The organism is Cupriavidus sp. Met-2 (genome assembly GCF_049843575.1).
GTDB lineage: Bacteria > Pseudomonadota > Gammaproteobacteria > Burkholderiales > Burkholderiaceae > Cupriavidus > Cupriavidus metallidurans.
This window is the reverse complement of sequence record NZ_JBBHZL010000001.1, coordinates 384076-405758: the sequence shown is the minus strand read 5'-3', so window position 1 is coordinate 405758 and position 21683 is coordinate 384076. Positions and strand designations below refer to the sequence as shown.

Below are 21683 nucleotides of genomic sequence, written 5' to 3'. Positions count from 1 at the left end.
AGTCGAGGAGCGGCATGAATCCCTCACGCATCTTTATCGAGCGGCCAGTCGCCACAGCGCTGCTGATGGTGGCCATCCTGCTGTCGGGGCTGGTCGCATTCCGGCTGCTGCCGCTCTCGGCCCTGCCCGAGGTGGACTACCCGACCATCCAGGTCACCACGCTCTACCCCGGCGCCAGCCCCGACGTGATGACCTCGTCGGTCACCGCGCCGTTGGAACGCCAGTTCGGCCAGATGCCTGGCCTAAAGCAGATGTCGTCGTCCTCCTCCGGCGGCGCATCGGTGATCACGCTGCAGTTCGAGCTGACACTGTCGCTCGACGTGGCCGAACAGGAAGTGCAGGCCGCCATTAACGCGGGCAGCAACCTGCTCCCGGCTGACCTGCCAATGCCGCCGATCTACAGCAAGGTCAACCCGGCCGACGCGCCGATCATGACGCTGGCGATGACGTCCGACACGCTGCCGCTGCCCAAGCTGCAGGACATGGTCGACACGCGCGTGGCCGCCAAGATCTCGCAGATCCAGGGCGTGGGCCTGGTCACGATCAGCGGGGGCCAGCGCCCCGCCGTGCGCATCCAGGCCAATCCGACGGCGCTGGCCAACCTCGGCATGTCGATCGACGACCTGCGCACCGCCATCGGCAATGCGAACGTGAACGGCGCCAAGGGCAGTTTCGACGGCCCCGCGCGCGCGTCGACAATCGACGCCAATGACCAGCTCAAGTCGGCCGACGAATACAAGCAGATCATCATCGGCTACCAGAACGGCGCGCCGATCCGCATCACCGACGTGGCCGACATCGTCGATGCGGCCGAGAACAGCCGCCTGGCCGCATGGGCCAACGCCAAGCCGGCCATCGTGCTGAACATCCAGCGCCAGCCCGGCGCCAACGTGATCGAGGTGGTCGACCGCATCAAGACGCTGATGCCCCAGTTGCGGGCGTCGCTGCCGGCCTCCGTGCAGGTGCAGCAGCTGACCGACCGCACCACCACAATCCGCGCCTCGGTCAAGGACGTCGAGTTCGAACTGCTGCTGGCCGTCGCGCTGGTGGTGATGGTGATCTTCATCTTCCTGCGCAACCTGTCCGCCACGATCATCCCGGGGGTGGCGGTGCCGCTGTCGCTGGTGGGCACGTTCGGCGTGATGTACATGGCCGGCTTCTCGATCAACAACCTCACGCTGATGGCACTGACCATCGCCACCGGCTTCGTGGTGGACGACGCCATCGTGATGATCGAGAACATCATGCGCTACATCGAGGAAGGCGATCCGCCGATGGAAGCGGCGCTGAAGGGCTCGAAACAGATCGGCTTCACCATCATCTCGCTGACGTTCTCGCTGGTGGCCGTGCTGATTCCACTGCTGTTCATGGGCGACGTGGTCGGCCGGCTGTTCCGCGAGTTCGCCATCACGCTCGCCGTGTCGATCCTGATCTCCGCAGTGGTCTCCCTGACGCTGACGCCGATGATGTGCGCGCGTCTGCTGCGTCACGTGCCCGAGAGCGAAATGTCCCGCTTCCACGTGGTCACGGGCCGCTTCTTCGACAGCGTGATCGAACAATATGGCCGCGCGCTGAACTGGGTGCTCGAGCGCCAGACGGCCACGCTGCTCGTCGCCGTGGGCACACTGGTGCTGACCGGCCTTCTCTACGTGGTGGTGCCGAAGGGTTTCTTCCCGGTGCAGGACACGGGCATGATCCAGGCGATCACCGAAGCCGCGCAGACCAGTTCGTTCCAGTCGATGGGCCGCAAGCAGGAGGCGGTGCAGAAGGTGATTCTCGAGGACCCCGCCGTGGATAGCGTGTCGTCGTTCATTGGTGTCGACGGCACCAACACGACGATCAACGCGGGCCGCATGATCATCAATCTGAAGCCGAAGGACGAACGCGACTCGATGGCAGTCGTGACCGACCGGCTGCAGGCCTCGGTGCAGAAGCTTGGCGGCGTGGCGCTGTACATGCAGCCGGTGCAGGACCTGACAATCGAGGACCGCGTGGCCCGCACGCAGTACCAGTTCACCGTCGAGGACCCGGACCCAGCCGTGCTGGCCGAATGGGTACCGAAGCTGATTGAGCGGCTGAAGCAGGAGCCGGAACTGCGCGACGTGGCCAGCGACCAGCAGAACAACGGCCTGCGCGCCTACGTGGAGATCGACCGCGACGCCGCCGCGCGTTTCGGCATCACCACCGCGGTCATCGACAGCGCGCTCTACAGCGCGTTCGGCCAGCGGCTGGTCTCGACGATCTTCACGCAGTCGAGCCAGTATCGCGTGGTGCTGGAAACGATGCCGCAATTCCGGGTGAGCCCGGAGTCGCTGTCCGCGCTGCGCCTGCCGTCGTCGTCGGGCGGCCAGGTGCCGCTCGGGTCGATCGCGCACATCTCGGAGCGCACCGGCCCGCTCGTGATCAATCACCAGGGCCAGTTCCCGTCCGCGACGATCTCGTTCAACCTCGCGCCGGGTGAATCGCTTGGCGCGGCGGTGGACAAGATCACCAAGGTCGAGAGCGAGATTGGCCTGCCGATCTCGATGGCCACCGAGTTCCAGGGCGCCGCTCTGGCCTTCCGCGCGTCGCTCTCCAACACCCTGTGGCTGATCCTGGCCGCTGTGGTCACGATGTACATCGTGCTCGGTGTGCTGTATGAAAGCACGATCCATCCGGTGACCATCCTCTCGACGCTGCCGTCGGCCGCCGTCGGCGCCCTGCTGGCGCTGCTGGTGTCGGGGCAGGATATCGGCATCATCGCGATCATCGGCATCATCCTGCTGATCGGTATCGTGAAGAAGAACGCGATCATGATGATCGACTTCGCGCTTGAGGCCGAGCGCGAAGGCGGCATGAAGCCGCGCGATGCGATTTTCCAGGCCTGTCTGCTGCGCTTCCGCCCGATCCTGATGACGACGATGGCCGCACTGCTGGCTGCGTTGCCGATGATGCTCGGCACGGGCATCGGCTCGGAACTGCGCCGTCCGCTGGGTATCACGATGGTGGGTGGCCTGCTGGTCAGCCAGGTGCTGACGCTGTTCACCACGCCGGTGATCTACCTGGCGTTCGACCGCGTCGCGATCCGCCTGAAGGCCTGGCGCCGCAACCGCTTCGGTGACCCCGATGAGGGCGGCACCGGAGAGGATGGCGGCCAGCAGCCGCACCGTCCGCAGGAGCCGAACGTCTGATGAACCTGTCGGCCACCTTCATCCATCGCCCGGTTGCCACCGCGCTGCTGACCATCGGCATTCTGCTGGCGGGCATCGCGGCGTTCCGGCTGCTGCCGGTCTCGCCGCTGCCGCAGGTGGACTTCCCCACCATCTCGGTGTCTGCGTCGCTGCCCGGCGCCAGCCCCGAGACGATGGCCGCCACGGTGGCCACGCCGCTCGAACGCGCGCTGGGGACGATTGCCGGTGTCACGGAAATCACGTCGAACAGCTCGCTCGGCTCCACACGCGTGACGCTGCAGTTCGACCTGTCGCGCAACATCGACGGCGCGGCCCGCGACGTGCAGGCCGCGATCAATGCATCGCGCGCCACGCTGCCCACGAGCCTGCCGAACAACCCGACCTATCGCAAGGTCAACCCGGCCGACGCGCCGATCATGATCATCGGCCTGACCTCGCAGACGATGTCACGTGGCCAGCTCTACGATGCGGCGTCGACGATCCTCGCGCAGAAGCTCTCGCAGGTGGAAGGCGTCGGGCAGGTGACCATCGGCGGCTCTTCGCTGCCGGCTGTGCGCGTGGAGCTGAATCCCACGTCGCTGAACAAGTACGGCATCTCGCTGGAAGACGTCCGCAACACCATCAGCGCCACCAACGCCAACCGGCCGCTCGGCGTGCTGGAGAACAGCAACAACGCGTGGCAGGTCTATGCCAACGACCAGGCGATGGCGGCCAAGGACTACATGCCGCTGATCATCCGCTACGCCACGCCGGGCACGTACTCGTCCGCGTCGGCCGGCGCGCTGATCGCCAGCACCGCCAACGCCGCCGCCGGCGGCAATGTCAGCACGAAGACCGTCAACGGTGTCACCACGACCACCATCACCACCAGCAGCGGCACCACGACGATCACCACCGGAGCCACCGGCGGCAGCAACGGCGCGAAGGGGCCAAACGGCTTCGCGGTGCCGATCCGCCTGCAGGACGTGGCCAATGTGGTCGACTCGGTACAGGACATCCGCAATGCCGGCTCTGCCAACGGCAAGCCATCGGTGCTGCTGGTGCTAAACCGCTCGCCCGGCGCCAACATCATCGAGACCGTGGACCGCGTCAACGACATCCTGCCGCAGTTGGGCAAGATGATCCCGGCCGCGATCTCGATGGACGTGATGATGGACCGCACACCCACCATCCGCGCCTCGCTGCGCGAGGTGGAACAGACGCTGATCATCTCGGTGGCTCTGGTGGTCATGGTCGTGTTCCTGTTCCTGCGCAACGTGCGGGCCACGCTGATTCCGAGTGTGGCGGTACCGGTATCGCTGGTCGGCACATTCTCGGTGATGTACCTGGCCGGGTTCTCGCTGAACAACCTTTCGCTGATGGCGCTGACCATCGCCACGGGCTTTGTGGTCGACGATGCGATTGTGGTGCTGGAGAACATCTCGCGCCATATTGAGGAGGGCATGAAGCCGCTGGCCGCCGCCTTGCGCGGCGCGCGCGAGGTCGGCTTCACGGTGCTGTCGATGAGTCTCTCGCTGATCGCCGTGTTCATCCCGCTGCTGCTGATGGGTGGCATCGTCGGCCGACTGTTCCAGGAGTTCGCGATCACGCTGTCGGTCGCCATCCTGGTGTCGCTGGTCGTGTCGCTGACCACCACGCCGATGATGTGCGCGCGGCTGCTGCGCCCAGTGCACGAAGAATCCCAGGGCCGTTTTCATCACGCAACCGAGCACGTCTTCACATGGATGCAGCAGGCCTACGCACGCACGCTGGGCGCGGCGTTGCGCCATAGCACGTTGGTCTGGATCGTTCTGCTGGCCACGGTGGCACTGAACGTCTGGCTCTACGTGATCGTGCCAAAGGGCTTCTTCCCGCAGCAGGACACGGGCCGCCTGATCGGCTTCATCCGCGCGGACCAGGCCACATCGTTCCAGGCGATGCGCACCAAGCTCGACAACTTTATCCAGATCGTCCAGACCGACCCGGCCGTGGTCAACGTGGTCGGCTTCACGGGCGGCTCGCAGCGCAATACGGGACAGATGTTCGTCACGCTGAAGCCGCTGTCCGAGCGCAAGGAATCCGCCGATGCAATCATCGCGCGGCTGCGTGGCAAGCTGGCGAAGGAGCCAGGCGCCAGCCTGTTCCTGCAGTCGGTGCAGGATATCCGCGTCGGTGGGCGACAGAGCAGTTCGCAATACCAGTTCACGCTGCAGTCCGATGACCTGGACGTGCTGCGCGAGTGGGAGCCAAAGGTTCGCGCGGCAATTTCGAACATCAAGGGCATCGAGGACGTCGACACCGATACCAATGACAAGGGCCTGCAGACGTCAGTGATCATCGACCGCGACACCGCGTCGAAGCTCGGCGTCAGCGCGCAGCAGATCGACGCGATCCTCAACGATGCCTTCGGGCAGCGCCTGGTCTCGACGATCTACCACCCGCTCAATCAGTACCGCGTGGTGATGGAACTCAGCTCCGAGTATCTGCAGGGGCCGCACGCGCTGCAGGATGTCTATGTCGTCACCGGCGGTGGCAAACGCGTGCCGCTCGCGGCCTTTACGCGTGTGATGCCGACCAGCACGCCGCTCGGCGTGAACCACCAGGGCCAGTTCGCGGCGTCGACGATCTCGTTCAACCTGGCCGAAGGCTATTCGCTGTCGCAGGCTACCGACGCGATCAAGGATGCGCTCGCGCGGATCGGCGCGCCGGAGACGTTACAGGCCAATTTCGCGGGTGGCGCCAAGGCGTTCCAGGATTCGCTCAAGAGCCAGCCGATCCTGATTCTGGCGGCGATCATCACGATCTACATCGTGCTGGGCATCCTGTACGAGAGCTACGTGCATCCGCTGACAATCCTGTCGACGCTGCCGTCGGCGGGCGTGGGCGCGCTGCTGGCCCTGCTGCTGTTCAAGACCGAGTTCAGCATCATCGCGCTGATCGGCGTGATCCTGCTGATCGGCATCGTGAAGAAGAACGCGATCATGATGATCGACTTCGCGATCGACGCCGAGCGGCGTGACGGCCTGAGCCCGCGCGACGCGATCTACCGCGCCTGCCTGCTCCGTTTCCGCCCGATCATGATGACCACGATGGCAGCGATGCTGGGCGCGATTCCGCTGGCACTGGGCCGCGGCGATGGCGCCGAACTGCGCGCGCCGCTCGGTATCTCGATCGTCGGCGGCCTGCTCGTCAGCCAGTTGCTGACGCTGTACACCACGCCTGTGGTTTACCTCACGCTGGATCGCTGGCGCCTCAAGGTCAAGGCCTGGCGCGAGCGTCGTCGCACCCAGGCAAGCGGCACCACGCCGCGCCTCGAACACTGATGAAGGCAATTGCCATGTCTCGAAGCCAATTCTCGTTCACCGTCGTCGCGCTGGCTTGTGCCCTGCTGACCGGTTGTGCGGTCGGCCCTGATTACCAGCGGCCCGATGCGCCCGTGCCCAAGGCTTTCAAGGAAGCCAGCGAGGACATGCCCGCATGGACCGGCGACTGGAAAACCGCCGAGCCGCAGGACATCATGGCGCGCCCCGACTGGTGGCGCGTATTCGACGATCCCGTGCTCGACGCGCTGATGTCTCAGGTCAAAATATCGAACCAGAACATCAAGGCGGCGGAAGCACAGTATCGCCAGGCCACGGCATCGCTATCCGCGGCACGCGCGGGCTACTTCCCGACGGTCGGCGCCAACGCCGGCGTTTCGCGCGGCGCGACGAGCAGCAATGGCCAGATCATCAACGGCCAGAACCTGACGCTGTCCGCCAACTGGGAAATCGACGTGTGGGGCCGCGTGCGCAGGCAGGTGGAAAGCGCCCAGGCCGGCGCGCAGGCCAGCGAGGCCGACCTGGCTTCGATCCTGCTCTCCACGCAGGCAACGCTGGCGCAGAGCTACTTCCTGCTGCGCGTGGCGGACGCCCAGCACGCGCTGCTGGACCGCACCGTGGCCGACTACGCGAAGTCGCTGCAGCTCGTGCAGAACCAGTACAAGGCGGGCACCGCACAACGCTCGGACGTGCTGCAGTCGGAAACCCAGCTCAAGTCCGCGCAAGCACAGCAACTCGATATCCAGATCACGCGGCAGCAGCTCGAACATGCCATCGCGGTACTGGTCGGCAAACCCCCGGCGGACCTGACCGTGGCGACCGTCGACAACCGCGACACGATTCCGCGCGTACCGGTGGCCGTGCCGTCGCAGTTGCTGGAACGCCGCCCCGATATCTCGGCTGCGGAACGGCGCATGGCATCTGCGAACGCCAATATTGGCGTGGCCGAAGCGGCCTACTACCCGACGCTCTCGCTATCCGCCACAGGCGGGCTGACGGCCAGCACCCTGGCGCGCTGGCTCTCTCTGCCTGACCGCGTCTGGTCAATCGGTGCCGGTCTGGCCGGCACCGTGTTCGACGGCGGCCTGCGCCGTGCCAATACAGCAATTGCCGTGGCCCAATACGACCAGACCGTGGCGAACTATCGGCAGACCGTGCTGGGCGCGTTCCAGGAGGTCGAGGACAACCTCGCCTCGGCCCGCGTGCTCGAACAGGAGTCGATCGTCCAGAACGACGCGCTGCGCTCGGCACGCGAAGCGCTTTCGCTGGTCAACCACCGCTACAAGGCCGGCACCGCAGCGTTGCTGGATGTGCTGACGGCACAGACCGCGGCCTATACGGCGGAGAACACCACATTGACGATCATGGGGCGGCAGTACACCGCGGCCGTCACGCTGATCAAGGCGCTTGGCGGCGGATGGCATGGACCGGATATGGAGGTGGGGAAGGCCGATAGCGCCCCGCCGGCTACCGCGCCCGCATCGACAGCGCAATAACAGACTCGGTGGCGGACTCAATAGCGGACTCGGTAGCGGCGCTGCAGCGCGCTACCGCCCCTCCGGCATCGGCAACGGCTGCTGACTGACCCGCTCCCGCAACCATGTGGCCGCCTTGCCCAGCGGCCGCTGCTTGTGCCACACGATTTCCATCGCCACGGGCCAGTCCTGGTCCTGGAAGGTCATCTGCGGCGATACCAGCCCGGCAGCGGCGGGCGAGTTGGCCGCCACGTGCCAGGGCACAAACGCCCAGCCGAGCTTGCGCTTGACCAGTTCGACGATCACCCACTGGCTTTCCACCCACCAGACTTCGGCCGCCACACGCAGCCGTTTCTTTTCCTCGCTGTCGCTGCGCGTGGCCACCATCAACTGCCGGTAGCGTTTCAACTCTTCGAAGTCCACGCGCGGCTGGGCGGCAAGGGGATGGTCGGGCGCGCAGATGATCGGCATCGGCACCCAGCCCAGCGCATGGAAGCCGAGTTCGGGCGGCAGGATCTCCTGGCGCCACATGATGCCGAGGTCCGCGCACTGGCTCAGCACCAGCCGGCTCACGTCCTCCATCAGCGGAAACAGCAGTTCGAGTTCGACCGACGGGAAGCGTTGCGAGAACTCGTCGAGCAGCACGCCAAGGGTCTCTTCCGGATATAGCTCGTCGACGGCCAGCGTGAGGCGGGACTCGACACCTTCGCCCAGGCTCTTGGCGACGCCCCGAAAGTGCTCGCAACGCTCCAGAATCACACGCGCCTCGACCAGCAGCCGCTCGCCGGCCGGCGTCAGAACCGGATAGCGGGCGGTGCGGTCGAACAGCGCGTTGCCGAGGTCGATCTCCAGATTGGCGACGGCGGCGCTGACGACGGACTGTGCCTTGCCAAGTTGGCGGGCCGCCGCGGAGAAGGATCCGGTCTCGGCTGCGGCGGCAAAGGCTTGCAACTGTTCGAGGGACAGGCTCATGGTGTGCGTTCTCGTTGGCTTTCTCCCCTCTCGCACAAGCAGGAGGGGGCGACGGGGGCAGACGGTGGCGAAAGCCGGTCGCAGGGGGAATCCCCTTCTATCGGAATAACCGATACTACCCAACTTGCGATTAGCTGTCCCGCCGATAGAATGCGCTCCATCGTTTCACAAAGGAGAGCTTCATGCGCACCACCGCAGACCGGATCCGTCACACCGTCGGTTTCGAGCTGATCGGGTTGCTGATCTTCGCCCCGCTTGCCAGCCTGGTATTTGGCTACGCGCTGCACCAGATGGGTCTGGTGGGCGCGGTCGCGTCACTGATCGCTGCCGTCTGGAATTACGTCTACAACATCCTCTTCGACCGCGGGATGCTGCGCTTCACCGGCCAACTCCGGAAGACGCCGGCGATTCGCGTGCTGCACGCAATCCTGTTCGAGGGTGGCCTGCTGCTCGTGTTCCTGCCATCGGTGGCGTGGTACCTCGACATGACCCTGCTCGACGCGTTCATCATGGACATCGCCGTGGCCGGCTTCTACATGGTCTACGCGCTGGTCTACAACTGGGTCTATGACGCGGTCTTCCCGATCCCTGGCCTCAAGGCGAAGGAGGATAGCCAGCCTGCCGATTGCCCGTCGGCCAACTAGGAACCGCGGAAATCCGACCGTGCGACGCGCGGTCGACCTCAGCAACAAAATGCGGCCAGAAACGGCCGCATTCACGTCATCCATCGGGCATGGGCCATGCGTTAACATGAGCGCCATGCCAATCCGCCCCTCCCTGCTCCGCCGCAGCCTGTCTCCCGTTATCGCAACGGCCGCGCTGCTCGCCTTCGGCCTGACTGGAGCCCAGGCCAAACCCGTCAAATCCGTCAAAGCCACCAAACCGTCGGTCCAGCGCGTCAGTGCAGAAGCCGCGGACCCGGCCGCCGCGCGCACCGGCCTGCCCGCTACTGTCACCACGGCGCTGCGCCGCGCGCATGTGCCGCTGTCGGCAGCAAGCTTCTACGTGATCAAGGTCGGCGCGCCGCGCCCGCGTGTGAGCTGGAACGCCGAGGCGCCGATGAACCCGGCGTCGACGATGAAGCTGGTCACCACGTTCGCCGGCCTGCAATTGCTCGGGCCCGACTATCGCTGGCTCACTTCGCTCTACGCCGATGGCCAGCCGGGTCCGGACGGGGTGATCAACGGCAACGTCTATCTGCGCGGCCGGGGAGACCCGAAGCTGGTGCCCGAGGAGATGGCCAAGCTGGTCAACACGGCGCGATCGACAGGCGCAACGGCCATCAACGGCGATCTCGTGCTCGACCGCAGCTTCTTCGCGGATACCCAGGACAACAGCTACACGATCGATGGCGAGACGCAACGCGCCTACAACGTCAATCCTGATGCGCTGCTTTATGCCTTCAAGACGCTCACCTTCACGATCACGCCCGACGCCGCCGGCCGCGCCGTCGACGTGGCCGTCACGCCGGCGCTGGCGCAATTGCGTGTGGATAACCGCCTGACGCTCGTCAACGGCCGTTGCGGTGACTGGCGCGCACGTGCCAACCCAAGCATCACGCCGCAGTCAGACGGCACCATCGTCGCCGCGTTCGACGGCAACTACTCCGCCGATTGTGGCGAACACGTGGTCAACCTGGCCACGCTCTCGCACAGCGATTTCATCTGGGGCGGCTTCGTGGCCGAATGGCAGGCGGCGGGTGGCCGCTTCGTGCGTCCGCCCGGGCTGCGTGGCGGCACCGTGCCGCGCGGCGCGTTCCTGCTGGCGCGGCACTACGGCCAGCCGCTCGGCGAGATCGTGCGCGACATCAACAAGTTCTCGAACAACGTGATGGCACGTCAGCTCTTCCTGACGATTGGCGCGGAGATCGACCGGAGCGGCCCAGCCAGCACCGAGAAGTCGACGCGCGTGATCAAGCGCTGGCTATCGCGCCAGGGACTGGACATGCCGGATCTGGTACTGGAAAACGGCTCGGGACTGTCACGCGAGGAACGGATCAGCGCTTATGACATGGCGCGTCTGCTGCAACAGGCACTGGCCAGCAATGTTGGGCCGGTGCTGATGGACTCCCTGCCGATCCTCGGCGTGGATGGCACCCTGCGCAATCGCCTGACCCGGGCCAATGCGGCCGGCAATGCCTACCTGAAGACGGGCACACTGCAGGACGTACGCGCGCTGGCGGGCTACGTCGACGCGCTCGACGGGCAGCGTTATGTGGTGGTGGCGTATATCAATCACCCGAACGCATCGGGAGCGCAGGAGGCGCACGATGCGTTGATGCAGTGGGTGTATAAGGGCACGCCTTGAGGTGAGGGTCTTGTGACAGGCGTGGTGGGGGATGGAGCGCCTGGCCTTCCCCTCGCCTTCCCCCAACCTCAGCAATCCTCGAACGCAGCCGCGGCGCGACCCAACCGGTCCCGCACCCCGTCCCATTCGAGACTCTCCGGCAAGGGTTCGAACACCAGCCGCTGGAATCCTTCCTTGTCGAGCCGGCGCAACAGCCGGTACAACTCCTGCGCGTAAGCATCCGGCGTGGCCGGTGCTTCAACGAACGTGCAGCGCGGATCGCTGGTTGCCGGCGCGCGACCCACCCAAGCCAGCCTGCCATCGGCGGACAGCCCATGCAGGTACTGCGGCAAGGCATCGGCCTGGGCCAGCGTCAGCGTGGTGCGGGGCGCGTAATGGGCCTTGAGCGTGCCCGACGCGCGCGGCGCGGCGGCGTCCGGCGGTAGCGGCATGGTGCCGAGCACGTCGGCCATCATCGCCGCCGTGATCGCGCCCGGGCGCAGCAGCACCGGGCCAGCCGTATCCAGGCGGGACAGATCGACGATCGACGATTCGATGCCAACGTCCACGCCATCGCCTTCGAGCACATAGACCGATCCACCGAACTCGTCGCGCACATGCTCGGCCGTGGTCGGGCTGACCTGGCCGAACTTGTTGGCCGATGGCGCAGCAATGCCACCCCGGCCACGGCGGAAGCGCGACAGCAGTGCCTGCGCCACCGGATGCGACGGGCAGCGCAAGCCGATGCTGTCCTGCCCACCGGCAACCGCTGCCGGGATGTGGGCGGCGCGTTTCAGGATGATCGTCAGCGGACCGGGCCAGAACGCATCGATCAGCTTCTGCGCGGCTTCGGGTACGTCGTCGCTCCAGTAGCCGACATCGGCGCCATCGACCACGTGAACGATCACCGGATGGTTCGACGGACGGCCCTTGGCGGCGAAGATACGCGCCACGGCTTCAGGATTCTCGGCATCGGCACCGAGACCGTAGACGGTCTCGGTCGGGAAGGCCACCAGCTCGCCGGCTTCGAGCAGGCGGACGGCTTCGTCCAGCTCCGCGGCGGTGGGCATACGTGAAGACATCGCGAACTACCGGTTTCAGCTGGGGATGTGCAGCGCCTTGGCGGCGGCATCGAACGTGCGGTCGGCCGCTTCGGCGTGGTCGCCAACGCAGTTCACGTGCCCCATCTTGCGCGACGGGCGCGCATCGTTCTTGCCGTAGAGGTGCAGCTTGGCGCCGGGCTGCGCCAGCACCTCATCCCACGCGGGCGTACGCTCCAGGCCGAACTCGAACCAGCAGTCGCCAAGCAGGTTCAGCATCTTGCCGGCCGAATGCTGGCGGGTGCTGCCCAGCGGCAGGCGAGCCATCGCGCGGACCTGTTGCTCGAACTGGCTGGTCTCGCAGGCATCCATCGTGATGTGCCCCGAGTTATGCGGGCGCGGCGCCATTTCATTGGCCACCAGCGTGCCATCGGTCAGCACGAAGAATTCGATGCAAAGCACGCCGACGTAGCCCATTTCCGAAGCAATCGTCGCCGCGGCGTTGCGGGCGCGTTGGGAAATATCGTCCGACACGCTCGTCGAAGGCATCGTCGTCGAAAACAGGATGCCATCGCGGTGCACGTTCTCGGCCAGCGGCCACGTGGCGGTGGAGCCATCGGCGGCACGCGCGGCCAGCACCGACACCTCGTACGCCAGCGGCAGCATCCGCTCGAGCACGCACGGTACATGCTGCATGGCCTTCCATGCGGCGCGCACGTCGTCGCGCGACTTCACGCGCGCCTGGCCCTTGCCGTCGTAGCCCATCCGCGCGGTTTTCAGGATGCCCGGCAGCACTTCGTCAGGCAGCCGGTCCACATCGGCATCGTGCTGGATCACCCAGTGCGGGGCCGGCGGCACGCCGGTACGGTCCGCACAGGAGGCGAAGAACTTCTTTTCGCCGATGCGGTTCTGCGCGATCGACACGCAGTAGCCGCGCGGCGCGACGAACACGCCGGCTTCCTCCAGACGCTCGAGCGAGATCGACGGCACGTTCTCGAACTCGGTGCTCACCGCCTCGCACAGGCTGGACAGTTCGGCCAGCGCCGCATCGTCGGTGTATGCCGCGCAGATGTGCCGGTCAGCCACGGAGCCGGCCGGGCTGTCCTGGTCCGGATCGAGCACGCAAACGCGGTACCCCATCGACTGCGCCGCGTGCGTGAACATGCGGCCGAGCTGGCCGCCGCCGAGCATGCCGAGCCAGGCGCCCGGCAGGATCGGCGAGTTCGGACTGTTCACGCCGAACTCGGCGCGCGACTCGGGGGTATGCGCTTCGGACAGGTGGGGATGGATATCGGTCGGCATGGCTCAGGCTACGGTGAGACTTCAGAAAGTTATACGGGCAGCGTCATCGCGCGCGCGGCTTCGGTCTGCTTTGCGCGGAACGCTTCCAGCGCGCTGGCCAGCGCGTCGTCAGTGGTGGCCAGCGTGGCGATCGCGTGCAGCGCCGCGTTGGCGGCGCCGGCCTCGCCGATGGCGAAGGTGGCCACGGGCACACCCTTCGGCATCTGCACGATCGACAGCAGCGAGTCCTCGCCGCGCAGGTACTTCGACGGCACCGGCACGCCGAACACCGGCACGATGGTCTTGGCGGCGATCATGCCCGGCAGGTGCGCGGCACCGCCGGCGCCGGCGATGATCGCGCGGATGCCACGGCCGCGCGCCGCTTCGGCATAGCGGAACATGTCATCGGCCATCCGGTGCGCCGACACCACCTGCGCTTCGAACGGCACGTTGAAATCCTTGAGCATGGCCACGGCGTGCTGCATCACGTCCCAATCGGAACTGCTGCCCATTACCACGCCAACCACAGGCTTCGATTCGTTGCTCATCGTCAATTACCTTTCCTGCCCTTACTGCAGCGCTTCGCCGGTCAGGCGGGTCAGCGCTTCCTTGTACTTGTCGGCGGTCTTCTGCACCACGTCTTCCGGCAGCTTCGGCGCCGGCGCGGTCTTCGGCCACGGCTTGCCGTCGATGCGTACGGCTTCGAGCCAGTCACGCACGAACTGCTTGTCGAACGACGGCGGGTTGGTGCCCACCTGATACGAATCGGCCGGCCAGAAGCGCGACGAGTCGGCCGTCAGCACTTCGTCCATCAGCGTCAGCGTGCCGTTTTCGTCCAGACCGAACTCGAACTTTGTGTCGGCGATGATGATGCCGCGCGTGGCGGCGTAGTCGGCGGCTTCCTTGTACAGACGGATCGAGATGTCACGCATCTTCGCGGCCAGTTCCTTGCCGATGCGGGCCTCGACTTCATCGAACGAGATGTTCTCGTCGTGCTCGCCCATCTCGGCCTTGGCCGCCGGCGTGAAGATCGGCTCGGGCAGCTTCTGCGCGTTCTGCAGGCCGGCCGGCAGGGCGATGCCGCACACCTTGCCCGTGGCCTGGTAGTCCTTCCAGCCGCTGCCGGCGAGGTAGCCGCGCACCACCGCTTCCACCAGGATCGGCTTCAGGCGCTTGACCACCACGGCACGGCCCTTCACCTGCTCCACCTCGTTCGGCGCCACCACGGACTCAGCGGTCACGTCGGTCTCATGGTTCGGCACGATGTGCGCGAGCTTCTTGAACCAGAAGTTGGCCATCTGGTTCAGCACGCGGCCCTTGGCCGGAATCGGCTCGCCCAGGATCACGTCGAAGGCCGACAGACGGTCGGTGGTCACGATCAGCAGCTTGTCGTCGCCGACAGCGTAGTTATCGCGGACCTTGCCTTTGCCGAGCAGCGGCAGGGACTGGATGGAGGATTCGTAGAGGGCGTCGGACATGGTGTGAAAACGGCTGCGGCTGAAAAACAAGCGGGGCTTCGAGCGCGATGCGAAGCCCCATGAAGAAGCAAAGCCCCGCACCAGGCGGGGCAACGACACAATTTACTGCACGACCTGGGCGAGCTTGCCGGCCTTGTACTGCTGGGCAACGTCGGTCAGCGACACGGCCTTGATCTTGCTGGCCTGGCCTTCACAACCGAAGGCGATGTAGCGGGCCTTGCACACGAGCTTGGCGGCTTCGCGGGCCGGCTTCAGGTACTCGCGCGGGTCGAACTTGCTCGGGTTCTCCACGAAGAAGCGGCGGATCGCGCCGGTCATCGCCAGACGGATGTCGGTGTCGATGTTGATCTTGCGCACGCCGTACTTGATCGCTTCCTGGATTTCCTCCACGGGCACGCCGTACGTTTCCTTCATGTCGCCACCGAACTGGCGGATTTCAGCCAGCAGTTCCTGCGGCACCGACGACGAACCGTGCATCACCAGGTGAGTGTTCGGAATGCGGGCGTGGATTTCCTTGATGCGCCCGATGGCCAGGATGTCGCCCGTGGGCTTGCGCGTGAACTTGTACGCGCCGTGCGAGGTGCCGATGGCGATGGCCAGCGCGTCGAGCTGGGTGGCCTTGACGAAGTCGGCGGCCTGCTCCGGATCGGTCAGCAGCATCGAGTGATCGAGCTTGCCTTCGGCGCCAATGCCGTCTTCCTCGCCGGCTTCACCGGTTTCCAGCGAGCCCAGGCAACCCAGTTCGCCTTCCACGGTCACGCCCAGCGCGTGGGCCATCTGCACCACCTTGCGGGTCACGTCGACGTTGTACTCGTAGTCCGACGGGGTCTTGCCGTCTTCCTTCAGCGAGCCATCCATCATCACCGACGAGAAGTTCAGGTCGATGGCGGCCTTGCAGATCGCCGGCGACTGGCCGTGATCCTGGTGCATCACCACCGGGATGTGCGGATAGGCTTCCACGGCGGCTTCGATCAGGTGACGCAGGAAGTGCTCGCCAGCGTATTTGCGCGCGCCTGCCGATGCCTGCATGATCACCGGGGCGTTGACCTCGTCGGCGGCCTGCATGATGGCCTGAACCTGCTCGAGGTTGTTCACGTTGAAAGCCGGCAGACCGTAGTTGTTCTCGGCGGCATGGTCCAGCAACTGGCGCATGGATACGAGTGGCATGTCTAACTCCTGAATGTAAATAGCTTGGGGTATTTCTGAATTCTTATCGTTGCTGCGCCAAACAGGCTCGCGCATCGGGCGCGGTCATGTCTGTCTGGCGCGCCACATGGGGCGCGCGTCCTACCGGGTGCCCACCCTCACGATCTTGAGCGTATTCGTGCCGCCGGGCTGGCCCATCGGCTCGCCGATCGTCAGCACGATGAAATCGCCGCGCTGCACCACGCCCTGGGACAGCAGCAGTTCCTCGGCCTGCTCAAGCGCCACGTCGCGGTCCGCGCTCGACTGCAGCGGCAGCGGCACCACATTGCGATAGAGCTGCATCTTGCGTTGCGACGCCAGGTTCGGCGTCATCGCGTAGATCGGCACATGAATGCGGTGACGGCTCATCCACAGCGCCGTGGCGCCGGAATCGGTCAGCGCCGCGATCGCCTTGACACCTAGATGATAGGCGGTGAACAGCGCACCCATCGCGATCGACTGGTCGATCCGCGCGAAGGTCTGGTTCAGGAAGTCGGTGTCGAGCTGCACCACCTCCGACTTCTCGGCTTCCAGACAGATCGCGGCCATGGCTTCGACCGTTTCCACCGGATAGCGGCCGGCAGCGGTCTCGGCCGACGTCATCACGGCGTCGGTGCCATCGAGCACGGCGTTGGCCACGTCGGACACTTCGGCCCGCGTCGGCACCGGGTTGACGATCATGCTCTCCATCATCTGGGTGGCGGTGATCGTCAGCTTGTTGGCCTCGCGGGCCAGCTTGATCATGCGCTTCTGCAGCGCGGGCACGGCGGCGTTGCCAACTTCGACGGCCAGATCGCCGCGCGCCACCATGATGCCGTCCGACGCCAGCAGGATTTCCTCGAGCACGCCCGGACGAATCGCCTCGGCCCGCTCGATCTTCGCGATCATGCGCGCCTTGTGGTTGTGCGGCTGGCCTGCCACGTTGGTGAGCTGGCGGGCCATTTCCATGTCAGTGGCGTTCTTCGGGAAGCTCACGGCCACGTAGTCCGCGCCCAGCGCCATGGCGGTCTTGATGTCCTCCATGTCCTTGGCGGTCAGCGCCGGCGCCGACAGGCCGCCACCCTGACGATTGATGCCCTTGTTGTTGGACAGCTCGCCACCGATACGCACCGTGGTGAAGATCTCGTTGCCGAGCACGCGGTCCACCACCAGCACGATCAGGCCGTCGTTGAGCAGGAGCAGGTCGCCCGGGCCCACATCGCGCGGCAGATCCTTGTAATCCAGGCCCACGCGCTCCTGATTGCCCATCTGGCAGGCCGAATCGAGGATGAACGCGTCGCCCGGCTTGAGCGTGATCTTGCCGTTCTCGAACTTGCCCACGCGGATCTTGGGGCCCTGCAGGTCGGCCATGATGGCCACCTCGCGCCCGCAGGCCGCCGCCGCCTCACGCACCAGGGCGGCGCGATCGATATGGTCCTGCGCGGTGCCATGCGAGAAGTTCAGGCGCACCACGTCAACCCCTGCTCCGATCATGCGGGTCAACACTTCCAGCGTGCTGGATGCGGGGCCAATCGTGGCGACGATCTTGGTGGAACGTGTCATGCGGGCAGCTTCCTTGGTGGGGGGCGCTTGGTTTTTCTGGAAACTGGCCGGACGGGGGTGTCCCGCGCCGGCCTGTCGGGTCATCAGCCTGCGGCGCGCTGTTCCAGCACTTCGAATGCGGGCAGCTTCTTGCCTTCCAGGAATTCCAGGAAGGCGCCGCCACCGGTCGAGATATACCCGACGCGATCGGCGATGCCGTACTTGGCGATGGCGGCCAGCGTGTCGCCGCCACCTGCAATCGAGAATGCCTTCGACGTGGCGATGGCTTCGGCCAGCACCTTGGTACCGTTGCCGAACTGATCGAATTCGAACACGCCGACCGGACCGTTCCAGACGATCGTGCCGGCAGCCTTGAGCTGGTCGGCCAGCATCGCGGCGGTCTTCGGGCCGATGTCGAGGATCATGTCGTCGTCGGTAACGTCCTTGACGTCCTTGACCGTCGCCGCAGCCGTGGCGCTGAACTCCTTGGCGCAGACCACGTCGACGGGAATCGGCACCGATGCGCCGCGCGCGGCCATGATGTCGATGATCGTCTTGGCGTCACCCACGAGGTCGGCCTCGGCGAGCGACTTGCCGATCTTCAGGCCAGCGGCCAGCATGAACGTGTTGGCGATGCCGCCGCCGACGATCAGGTTGTCCACCTTGTCGGCCAGTGCCTTCAGGATGGTGAGCTTGGTCGAAACCTTCGAGCCGGCCACGATGGCCACCAGCGGACGCGCCGGCTGGCCCAGCGCGCGGCCCAGCGCGTCGATCTCGGCGGCCAGCAGCGGGCCGGCGCAGGCGATCGGGGCAAACTTGGCGATACCGTGAGTGGTGGCCTCGGCGCGGTGGGCGGTGCCGAACGCGTCGTTCACGTAGACGTCACAGAGCTTGGCCATCTTCTGGGCCAGCTCGTCGCTGTTCTTCTTCTCGCCCTTGTTCACGCGGCAGTTTTCCAGGAGCACGATCTGGCCAGGCGCCACCTCGACACCGTCGACCCAGTTCTGGACCAGTTTCACCGGCTTGCCGAGCAGTTCGGACAGGCGCGTGGCAATCGGTGCCAGCGAATCCTCCGGCTTGAACTCGCCCTCGGTCGGACGGCCCAGGTGCGACGTCACCATGACGGTCGCGCCGGCTTCCAGGCAGGCCTGAATGGCCGGCACCGACGCGCGGATGCGGGTGTCTTCGGTGATATTGCCTGCGTCGTCTTGCGGCACGTTCAGGTCGGCACGGATGAACACACGTTTGCCGGAGATTTTGCCTTGGGAAATGAGATCGGTAAGACGCAGGACAGAGGTCATGGCGATAAGAGCGGGACGTGGGCGACATGCGCCGCCCGTGGAAATCGGGAAAACCGGCATTTTACCTGATCGTTACTACCGTACGACGCGATCTGCCCGTTTCGCGGCATATCCGTCACATGCCATGCCCAGCCCGGAACATCCCCTACCGAAGGGGGGGCACCCGATTGCACGCTCAACAACCGGGTTGGAGTAATGTACGCATTAATGTACTAAACGTATGCATGGCCAGACACTCACGTCAATTCTGGTGGTTTTAGTACATCACTGCAGGTCCGGCGCAACCGGGCCATAAGAAATATGACCCGCGGACCCGGGACACCCCGGCTACCAAGAGGCCAAGAATAAGCGCGGCGAATGCAAGGGGGTAGTCTGAAATGGATCAAGCGACCATGCATGGCGCGATCCGGGGGCTTTACGAGGGCATCCTGGACCCGGCAGCCTGGCAGCAAAGTCTGCGTGCGTTAACGGCAATAGCCGGCACGACGCACGCCTCCATGATGGTATGGGACACGGTCCGCGACCAGGTGACCGTCAACGAGGTGGTCAACCCGGTCGAGGAATTGTTTCTCGCCTATGAAAACGATTTCCAGGCCATGGACCCGGCCAAGGCGTTCGCACCCAGGCTGGTGCCCGGCGCCTGGTATGTCGATGCGCGCGACCTGGGCCATCAGGCCATGGCGCGTCATCCGTTCTATGGCGAGTTCTTCCACAAGTTCGAATTGGGTTCATACATGGCCTGCCTGGTAGAGCGCCAGCCGCACTACAAGGTTTACTTCTCGATGCAGCGCTCGCTGGCGCAGGGCAACTTCAGCGGCGATGACGCGCAGCGGCTCGATTGGGTGGTACCGCACATGCGCAGCGCGATCGCGATCCGCGACCGCACGCTGGCGCTGTCGACGATGACCACGCTGGCGACGCGGCTGATCGAACGACTGGCATTCGCCGTGGCCGTCTATTCGCCCGACCGGCGGCTGCTGCTGGCCAATACGGCTGGTGAACGCTGGGCACGCCGGCTCGACCCGTTGGGCAAGACCACCGAGTGGCAGCTTTCGCGCAGCTTCATGGAGATGCTGCACGGCGCCTGCGATCCCGCAAAACCGCAGGCCGCCATGGCGGCCCGCGCCACCGGCCCGAATGGCAGCCAGGCCGAAGTGCTGGTGCTGCCCCTGCCGGCCAGCCACGCCTTTGCCTCGACATGGCAGACGCCCGCGGCGCTGGTTGTCGTGCATGAGGCGGGCGCCCCGTCGGTGCTGCTCGACTCGGTCATGCGCAACCTGTACGGCCTGACACCCGCCGAGACCCGGTTGGTCGCGCGGCTGGCCACGGGCGAAGGGTTGCCCGAAGCCAGCCGGCAGATGCGCATCCGGCACGAGACCGCGCGCACCCAGCTCAAGGCGATCTTCCTCAAGACCGGCTGCACCAGCCAGGCACAGCTGACGCACTTGCTGACGCGACTCGCCACCACGCTCGACGGAGGTTGATCGAGTGATGGTGACAGAGGACATGCACGAGACCATTCGTGGTCTCTATCAAGGCGTTCTGGAACCGCAGGCCTGGCAGCGCAGCCTGTCCGCGCTATGCGACCTCAGCCAGAGCGAGCGCGCCTCGCTCCTGGTTTTCGACCCCGCGAGCGGCAGTGTGAGCGTGCGGCAGACGGCCGCGCTTGCTGCCCTTGCCTCGCAGGCAACGCCCCACGATTCGCCGCAAACGCTTTCCTTCAACGAACGGCTGAACGTGGGCGGTTGGTTCATTCATCGACGCGACACGGGATTCGCTGCAACCCTCGGCGCCTTTCCGCAGGAGGACATCGCCGGCGTTGCACCCGCTTCGATGATGACCTGCCTGATCGACAGGCAGCCCGGCCACGAGATCTACCTGTCGCTGCAGCGTCCGGCCGGCGCCGATGGTTTCCTGGAAGCCGATGCCCGCGCCCTGGACTGGATCATTCCGCACCTGCGCGAAGCAGTGGCCATGCGCGACCGCGCGCAGGCCGCCAGCACGCATGGCCGCGTGTCAGCCAATCTGCTGAACCAGTTGCCATTCGGCGTGATCGTCTTCACGGCTGCCGGCGAGCCACTGCTGGCGAATGCGGCAGGCGAGCCGTGGATCGGCCGACTGATGCCGATACGCGCGGACGGCGCCGCCGACGGCACGCTGGTACCGGCTGGACAAGGCTGGCGGCTCTCGAAGCCGTTCCACGAAGTCATGCGCGGGCTCACCGATGCGGGCGCGCCGCTGGAGGCTGGCGCCATTCACGCCGTGAGCACGGACGGCCACGAGGCCCAGATCGTTGCGATGCGACTGACGCCGGGCACGCCGCTGTCCTCGGCATGTCTCGGGCAGCCCCTGCTGGTGGCGATTCACGAAAGCCACGGCACGCCGCGGACGGTCCCCACCGTGCTGCGCGACCTCTACGGCCTGACGCCAGCGGAAACGCGGCTCGCCGCGCTGCTGACCACAGGCATCGGCCTGCCGGAGGCGAGCATCCAGCTCGGCATCAAGCGCGAGACGGGCCGGTCCCAGCTCAAGTCGATCTTCACCAAGACCAACACGAGCACGCAGGCGCAGCTTGCTCACCTGCTCACGCGACTGGGCAGCGTGCTGGCCGAACCCGCGCGGTAGCAGCCCGATAGCAGCCCAATAGCCGGTTCGGGGCCGGCGCTGCCGGCCTG

At 65.7% G+C, this 21683-nt stretch carries 15 protein-coding genes; 7 read left to right on the top strand and 8 right to left on the bottom strand.

Translation table 11 applies throughout. The features are described from left to right. The first annotated feature begins 14 nt into the window (after window positions 1-14). From WD006_RS01935 to WD006_RS01925, 3 genes are read left to right on the top strand one after another with little or no spacing between them, the layout of a single operon-like run. Entirely contained in the window at window positions 15-3170 is a 3156-nt protein-coding gene (locus tag WD006_RS01935) for an MdtB/MuxB family multidrug efflux RND transporter permease subunit (protein WP_011515379.1), read from the top strand. Next, complete coding sequence (locus WD006_RS01930; protein ID WP_375198922.1) at window positions 3170-6472, top strand: efflux RND transporter permease subunit; 3303 nt, start codon at window positions 3170-3172, stop codon at window positions 6470-6472. The genes WD006_RS01935 and WD006_RS01930 overlap by 1 nt, the downstream gene beginning before the upstream one ends. Further along, complete coding sequence (locus WD006_RS01925; protein ID WP_375198921.1) at window positions 6472-7965, top strand: efflux transporter outer membrane subunit; 1494 nt, start codon at window positions 6472-6474, stop codon at window positions 7963-7965. Before WD006_RS01930 ends, WD006_RS01925 begins: the two co-directional genes overlap by 1 nt. Before the next feature lie 51 nt (window positions 7966-8016). On the opposite strand, the gene WD006_RS01920 is transcribed toward WD006_RS01925, so the two are convergent. Further along, window positions 8017-8916, bottom strand: a complete 900-nt coding sequence (locus WD006_RS01920) for a LysR family transcriptional regulator (protein WP_286879619.1) — start codon at window positions 8914-8916, stop codon at window positions 8017-8019. Window positions 8917-9098: 182 nt separating this feature from the next. Here WD006_RS01920 and WD006_RS01915 point away from each other — a divergent pair, with 182 nt between their 5' ends. Both WD006_RS01915 and WD006_RS01910 read left to right on the top strand, forming a co-directional pair. Next, window positions 9099-9560: a PACE efflux transporter gene (locus WD006_RS01915; RefSeq protein ID WP_011515375.1), complete on the top strand. Its 462-nt coding sequence runs from the start codon at window positions 9099-9101 to the stop codon at window positions 9558-9560. Window positions 9561-9666: 106 nt separating this feature from the next. Further along, window positions 9667-11223 carry a D-alanyl-D-alanine carboxypeptidase/D-alanyl-D-alanine-endopeptidase gene (locus WD006_RS01910; protein ID WP_011515373.1) on the top strand — a complete coding sequence of 519 codons (1557 nt, stop codon included), beginning with the start codon at window positions 9667-9669 and terminating at the stop codon, window positions 11221-11223. 68 nt (window positions 11224-11291) lie between these two features. Here WD006_RS01910 and WD006_RS01905 read toward each other — a convergent pair whose 3' ends face one another. The 7 genes from WD006_RS01905 to WD006_RS01875 all read right to left on the bottom strand — a co-directional run bounded on the left by WD006_RS01905 (window position 11292) and on the right by WD006_RS01875 (window position 19008). Beyond that, window positions 11292-12284: an L-threonylcarbamoyladenylate synthase gene (locus WD006_RS01905; protein WP_011515372.1), complete on the bottom strand. Its 993-nt coding sequence runs from the start codon at window positions 12282-12284 to the stop codon at window positions 11292-11294. 15 nt (window positions 12285-12299) lie between these two features. Further along, window positions 12300-13544 (bottom strand): 5-(carboxyamino)imidazole ribonucleotide synthase, encoded by a 1245-nt coding sequence (locus WD006_RS01900; RefSeq protein WP_011515371.1) that lies wholly within the window; start codon window positions 13542-13544, stop codon window positions 12300-12302. A 29-nt stretch (window positions 13545-13573) separates the two neighbouring features. Next, window positions 13574-14071, bottom strand: a complete 498-nt coding sequence (gene purE, locus WD006_RS01895; protein ID WP_008652146.1) for a 5-(carboxyamino)imidazole ribonucleotide mutase — start codon at window positions 14069-14071, stop codon at window positions 13574-13576. A 21-nt stretch (window positions 14072-14092) separates the two neighbouring features. Beyond that, the gene (locus WD006_RS01890) at window positions 14093-15001 is read right to left on the bottom strand and encodes a phosphoribosylaminoimidazolesuccinocarboxamide synthase (RefSeq protein ID WP_008652147.1); all 909 of its coding nucleotides are present in this window, start codon (window positions 14999-15001) and stop codon (window positions 14093-14095) included. 102 nt (window positions 15002-15103) lie between these two features. After that, a complete protein-coding gene (fba, locus tag WD006_RS01885; RefSeq protein ID WP_008652148.1) occupies window positions 15104-16168 on the bottom strand; it encodes a class II fructose-bisphosphate aldolase in 1065 nt (354 codons plus the stop codon). Window positions 16169-16288: 120 nt separating this feature from the next. After that, entirely contained in the window at window positions 16289-17728 is a 1440-nt protein-coding gene (gene pyk, locus WD006_RS01880; protein ID WP_008652150.1) for a pyruvate kinase, read from the bottom strand. Between the two features lie 83 nt (window positions 17729-17811). After that, the gene (locus WD006_RS01875) at window positions 17812-19008 is read right to left on the bottom strand and encodes a phosphoglycerate kinase (protein ID WP_029308405.1); all 1197 of its coding nucleotides are present in this window, start codon (window positions 19006-19008) and stop codon (window positions 17812-17814) included. Window positions 19009-19385: 377 nt separating this feature from the next. Here WD006_RS01875 and WD006_RS01870 point away from each other — a divergent pair, with 377 nt between their 5' ends. After that, complete coding sequence (locus WD006_RS01870) at window positions 19386-20492, top strand: helix-turn-helix transcriptional regulator (RefSeq protein ID WP_029308406.1); 1107 nt, start codon at window positions 19386-19388, stop codon at window positions 20490-20492. A 22-nt stretch (window positions 20493-20514) separates the two neighbouring features. Beyond that, the gene (locus tag WD006_RS01865) at window positions 20515-21633 is read left to right on the top strand and encodes a helix-turn-helix transcriptional regulator (protein ID WP_375198920.1); all 1119 of its coding nucleotides are present in this window, start codon (window positions 20515-20517) and stop codon (window positions 21631-21633) included. The last annotated feature ends 50 nt before the right edge of the window (window positions 21634-21683 follow it).

Coding starts and splice junctions, on each gene's coding strand:
- WD006_RS01935 (WP_011515379.1), top strand. CDS start 15: ATGAATCCCTCACGCATCTTTATCGAGCGGCCAGTCGCCACAGCGCTG.
- WD006_RS01930 (WP_375198922.1), top strand. CDS start 3,170: ATGAACCTGTCGGCCACCTTCATCCATCGCCCGGTTGCCACCGCGCTG.
- WD006_RS01925 (WP_375198921.1), top strand. CDS start 6,472: ATGAAGGCAATTGCCATGTCTCGAAGCCAATTCTCGTTCACCGTCGTC.
- WD006_RS01920 (WP_286879619.1), bottom strand. CDS start 8,916: ATGAGCCTGTCCCTCGAACAGTTGCAAGCCTTTGCCGCCGCAGCCGAG.
- WD006_RS01915 (WP_011515375.1), top strand. CDS start 9,099: ATGCGCACCACCGCAGACCGGATCCGTCACACCGTCGGTTTCGAGCTG.
- WD006_RS01910 (WP_011515373.1), top strand. CDS start 9,667: ATGAGCGCCATGCCAATCCGCCCCTCCCTGCTCCGCCGCAGCCTGTCT.
- WD006_RS01905 (WP_011515372.1), bottom strand. CDS start 12,284: ATGTCTTCACGTATGCCCACCGCCGCGGAGCTGGACGAAGCCGTCCGC.
- WD006_RS01900 (WP_011515371.1), bottom strand. CDS start 13,544: ATGCCGACCGATATCCATCCCCACCTGTCCGAAGCGCATACCCCCGAG.
- purE (WP_008652146.1), bottom strand. CDS start 14,071: ATGAGCAACGAATCGAAGCCTGTGGTTGGCGTGGTAATGGGCAGCAGT.
- WD006_RS01890 (WP_008652147.1), bottom strand. CDS start 15,001: ATGTCCGACGCCCTCTACGAATCCTCCATCCAGTCCCTGCCGCTGCTC.
- fba (WP_008652148.1), bottom strand. CDS start 16,168: ATGCCACTCGTATCCATGCGCCAGTTGCTGGACCATGCCGCCGAGAAC.
- pyk (WP_008652150.1), bottom strand. CDS start 17,728: ATGACACGTTCCACCAAGATCGTCGCCACGATTGGCCCCGCATCCAGC.
- WD006_RS01875 (WP_029308405.1), bottom strand. CDS start 19,008: ATGACCTCTGTCCTGCGTCTTACCGATCTCATTTCCCAAGGCAAAATC.
- WD006_RS01870 (WP_029308406.1), top strand. CDS start 19,386: ATGGATCAAGCGACCATGCATGGCGCGATCCGGGGGCTTTACGAGGGC.
- WD006_RS01865 (WP_375198920.1), top strand. CDS start 20,515: ATGCACGAGACCATTCGTGGTCTCTATCAAGGCGTTCTGGAACCGCAG.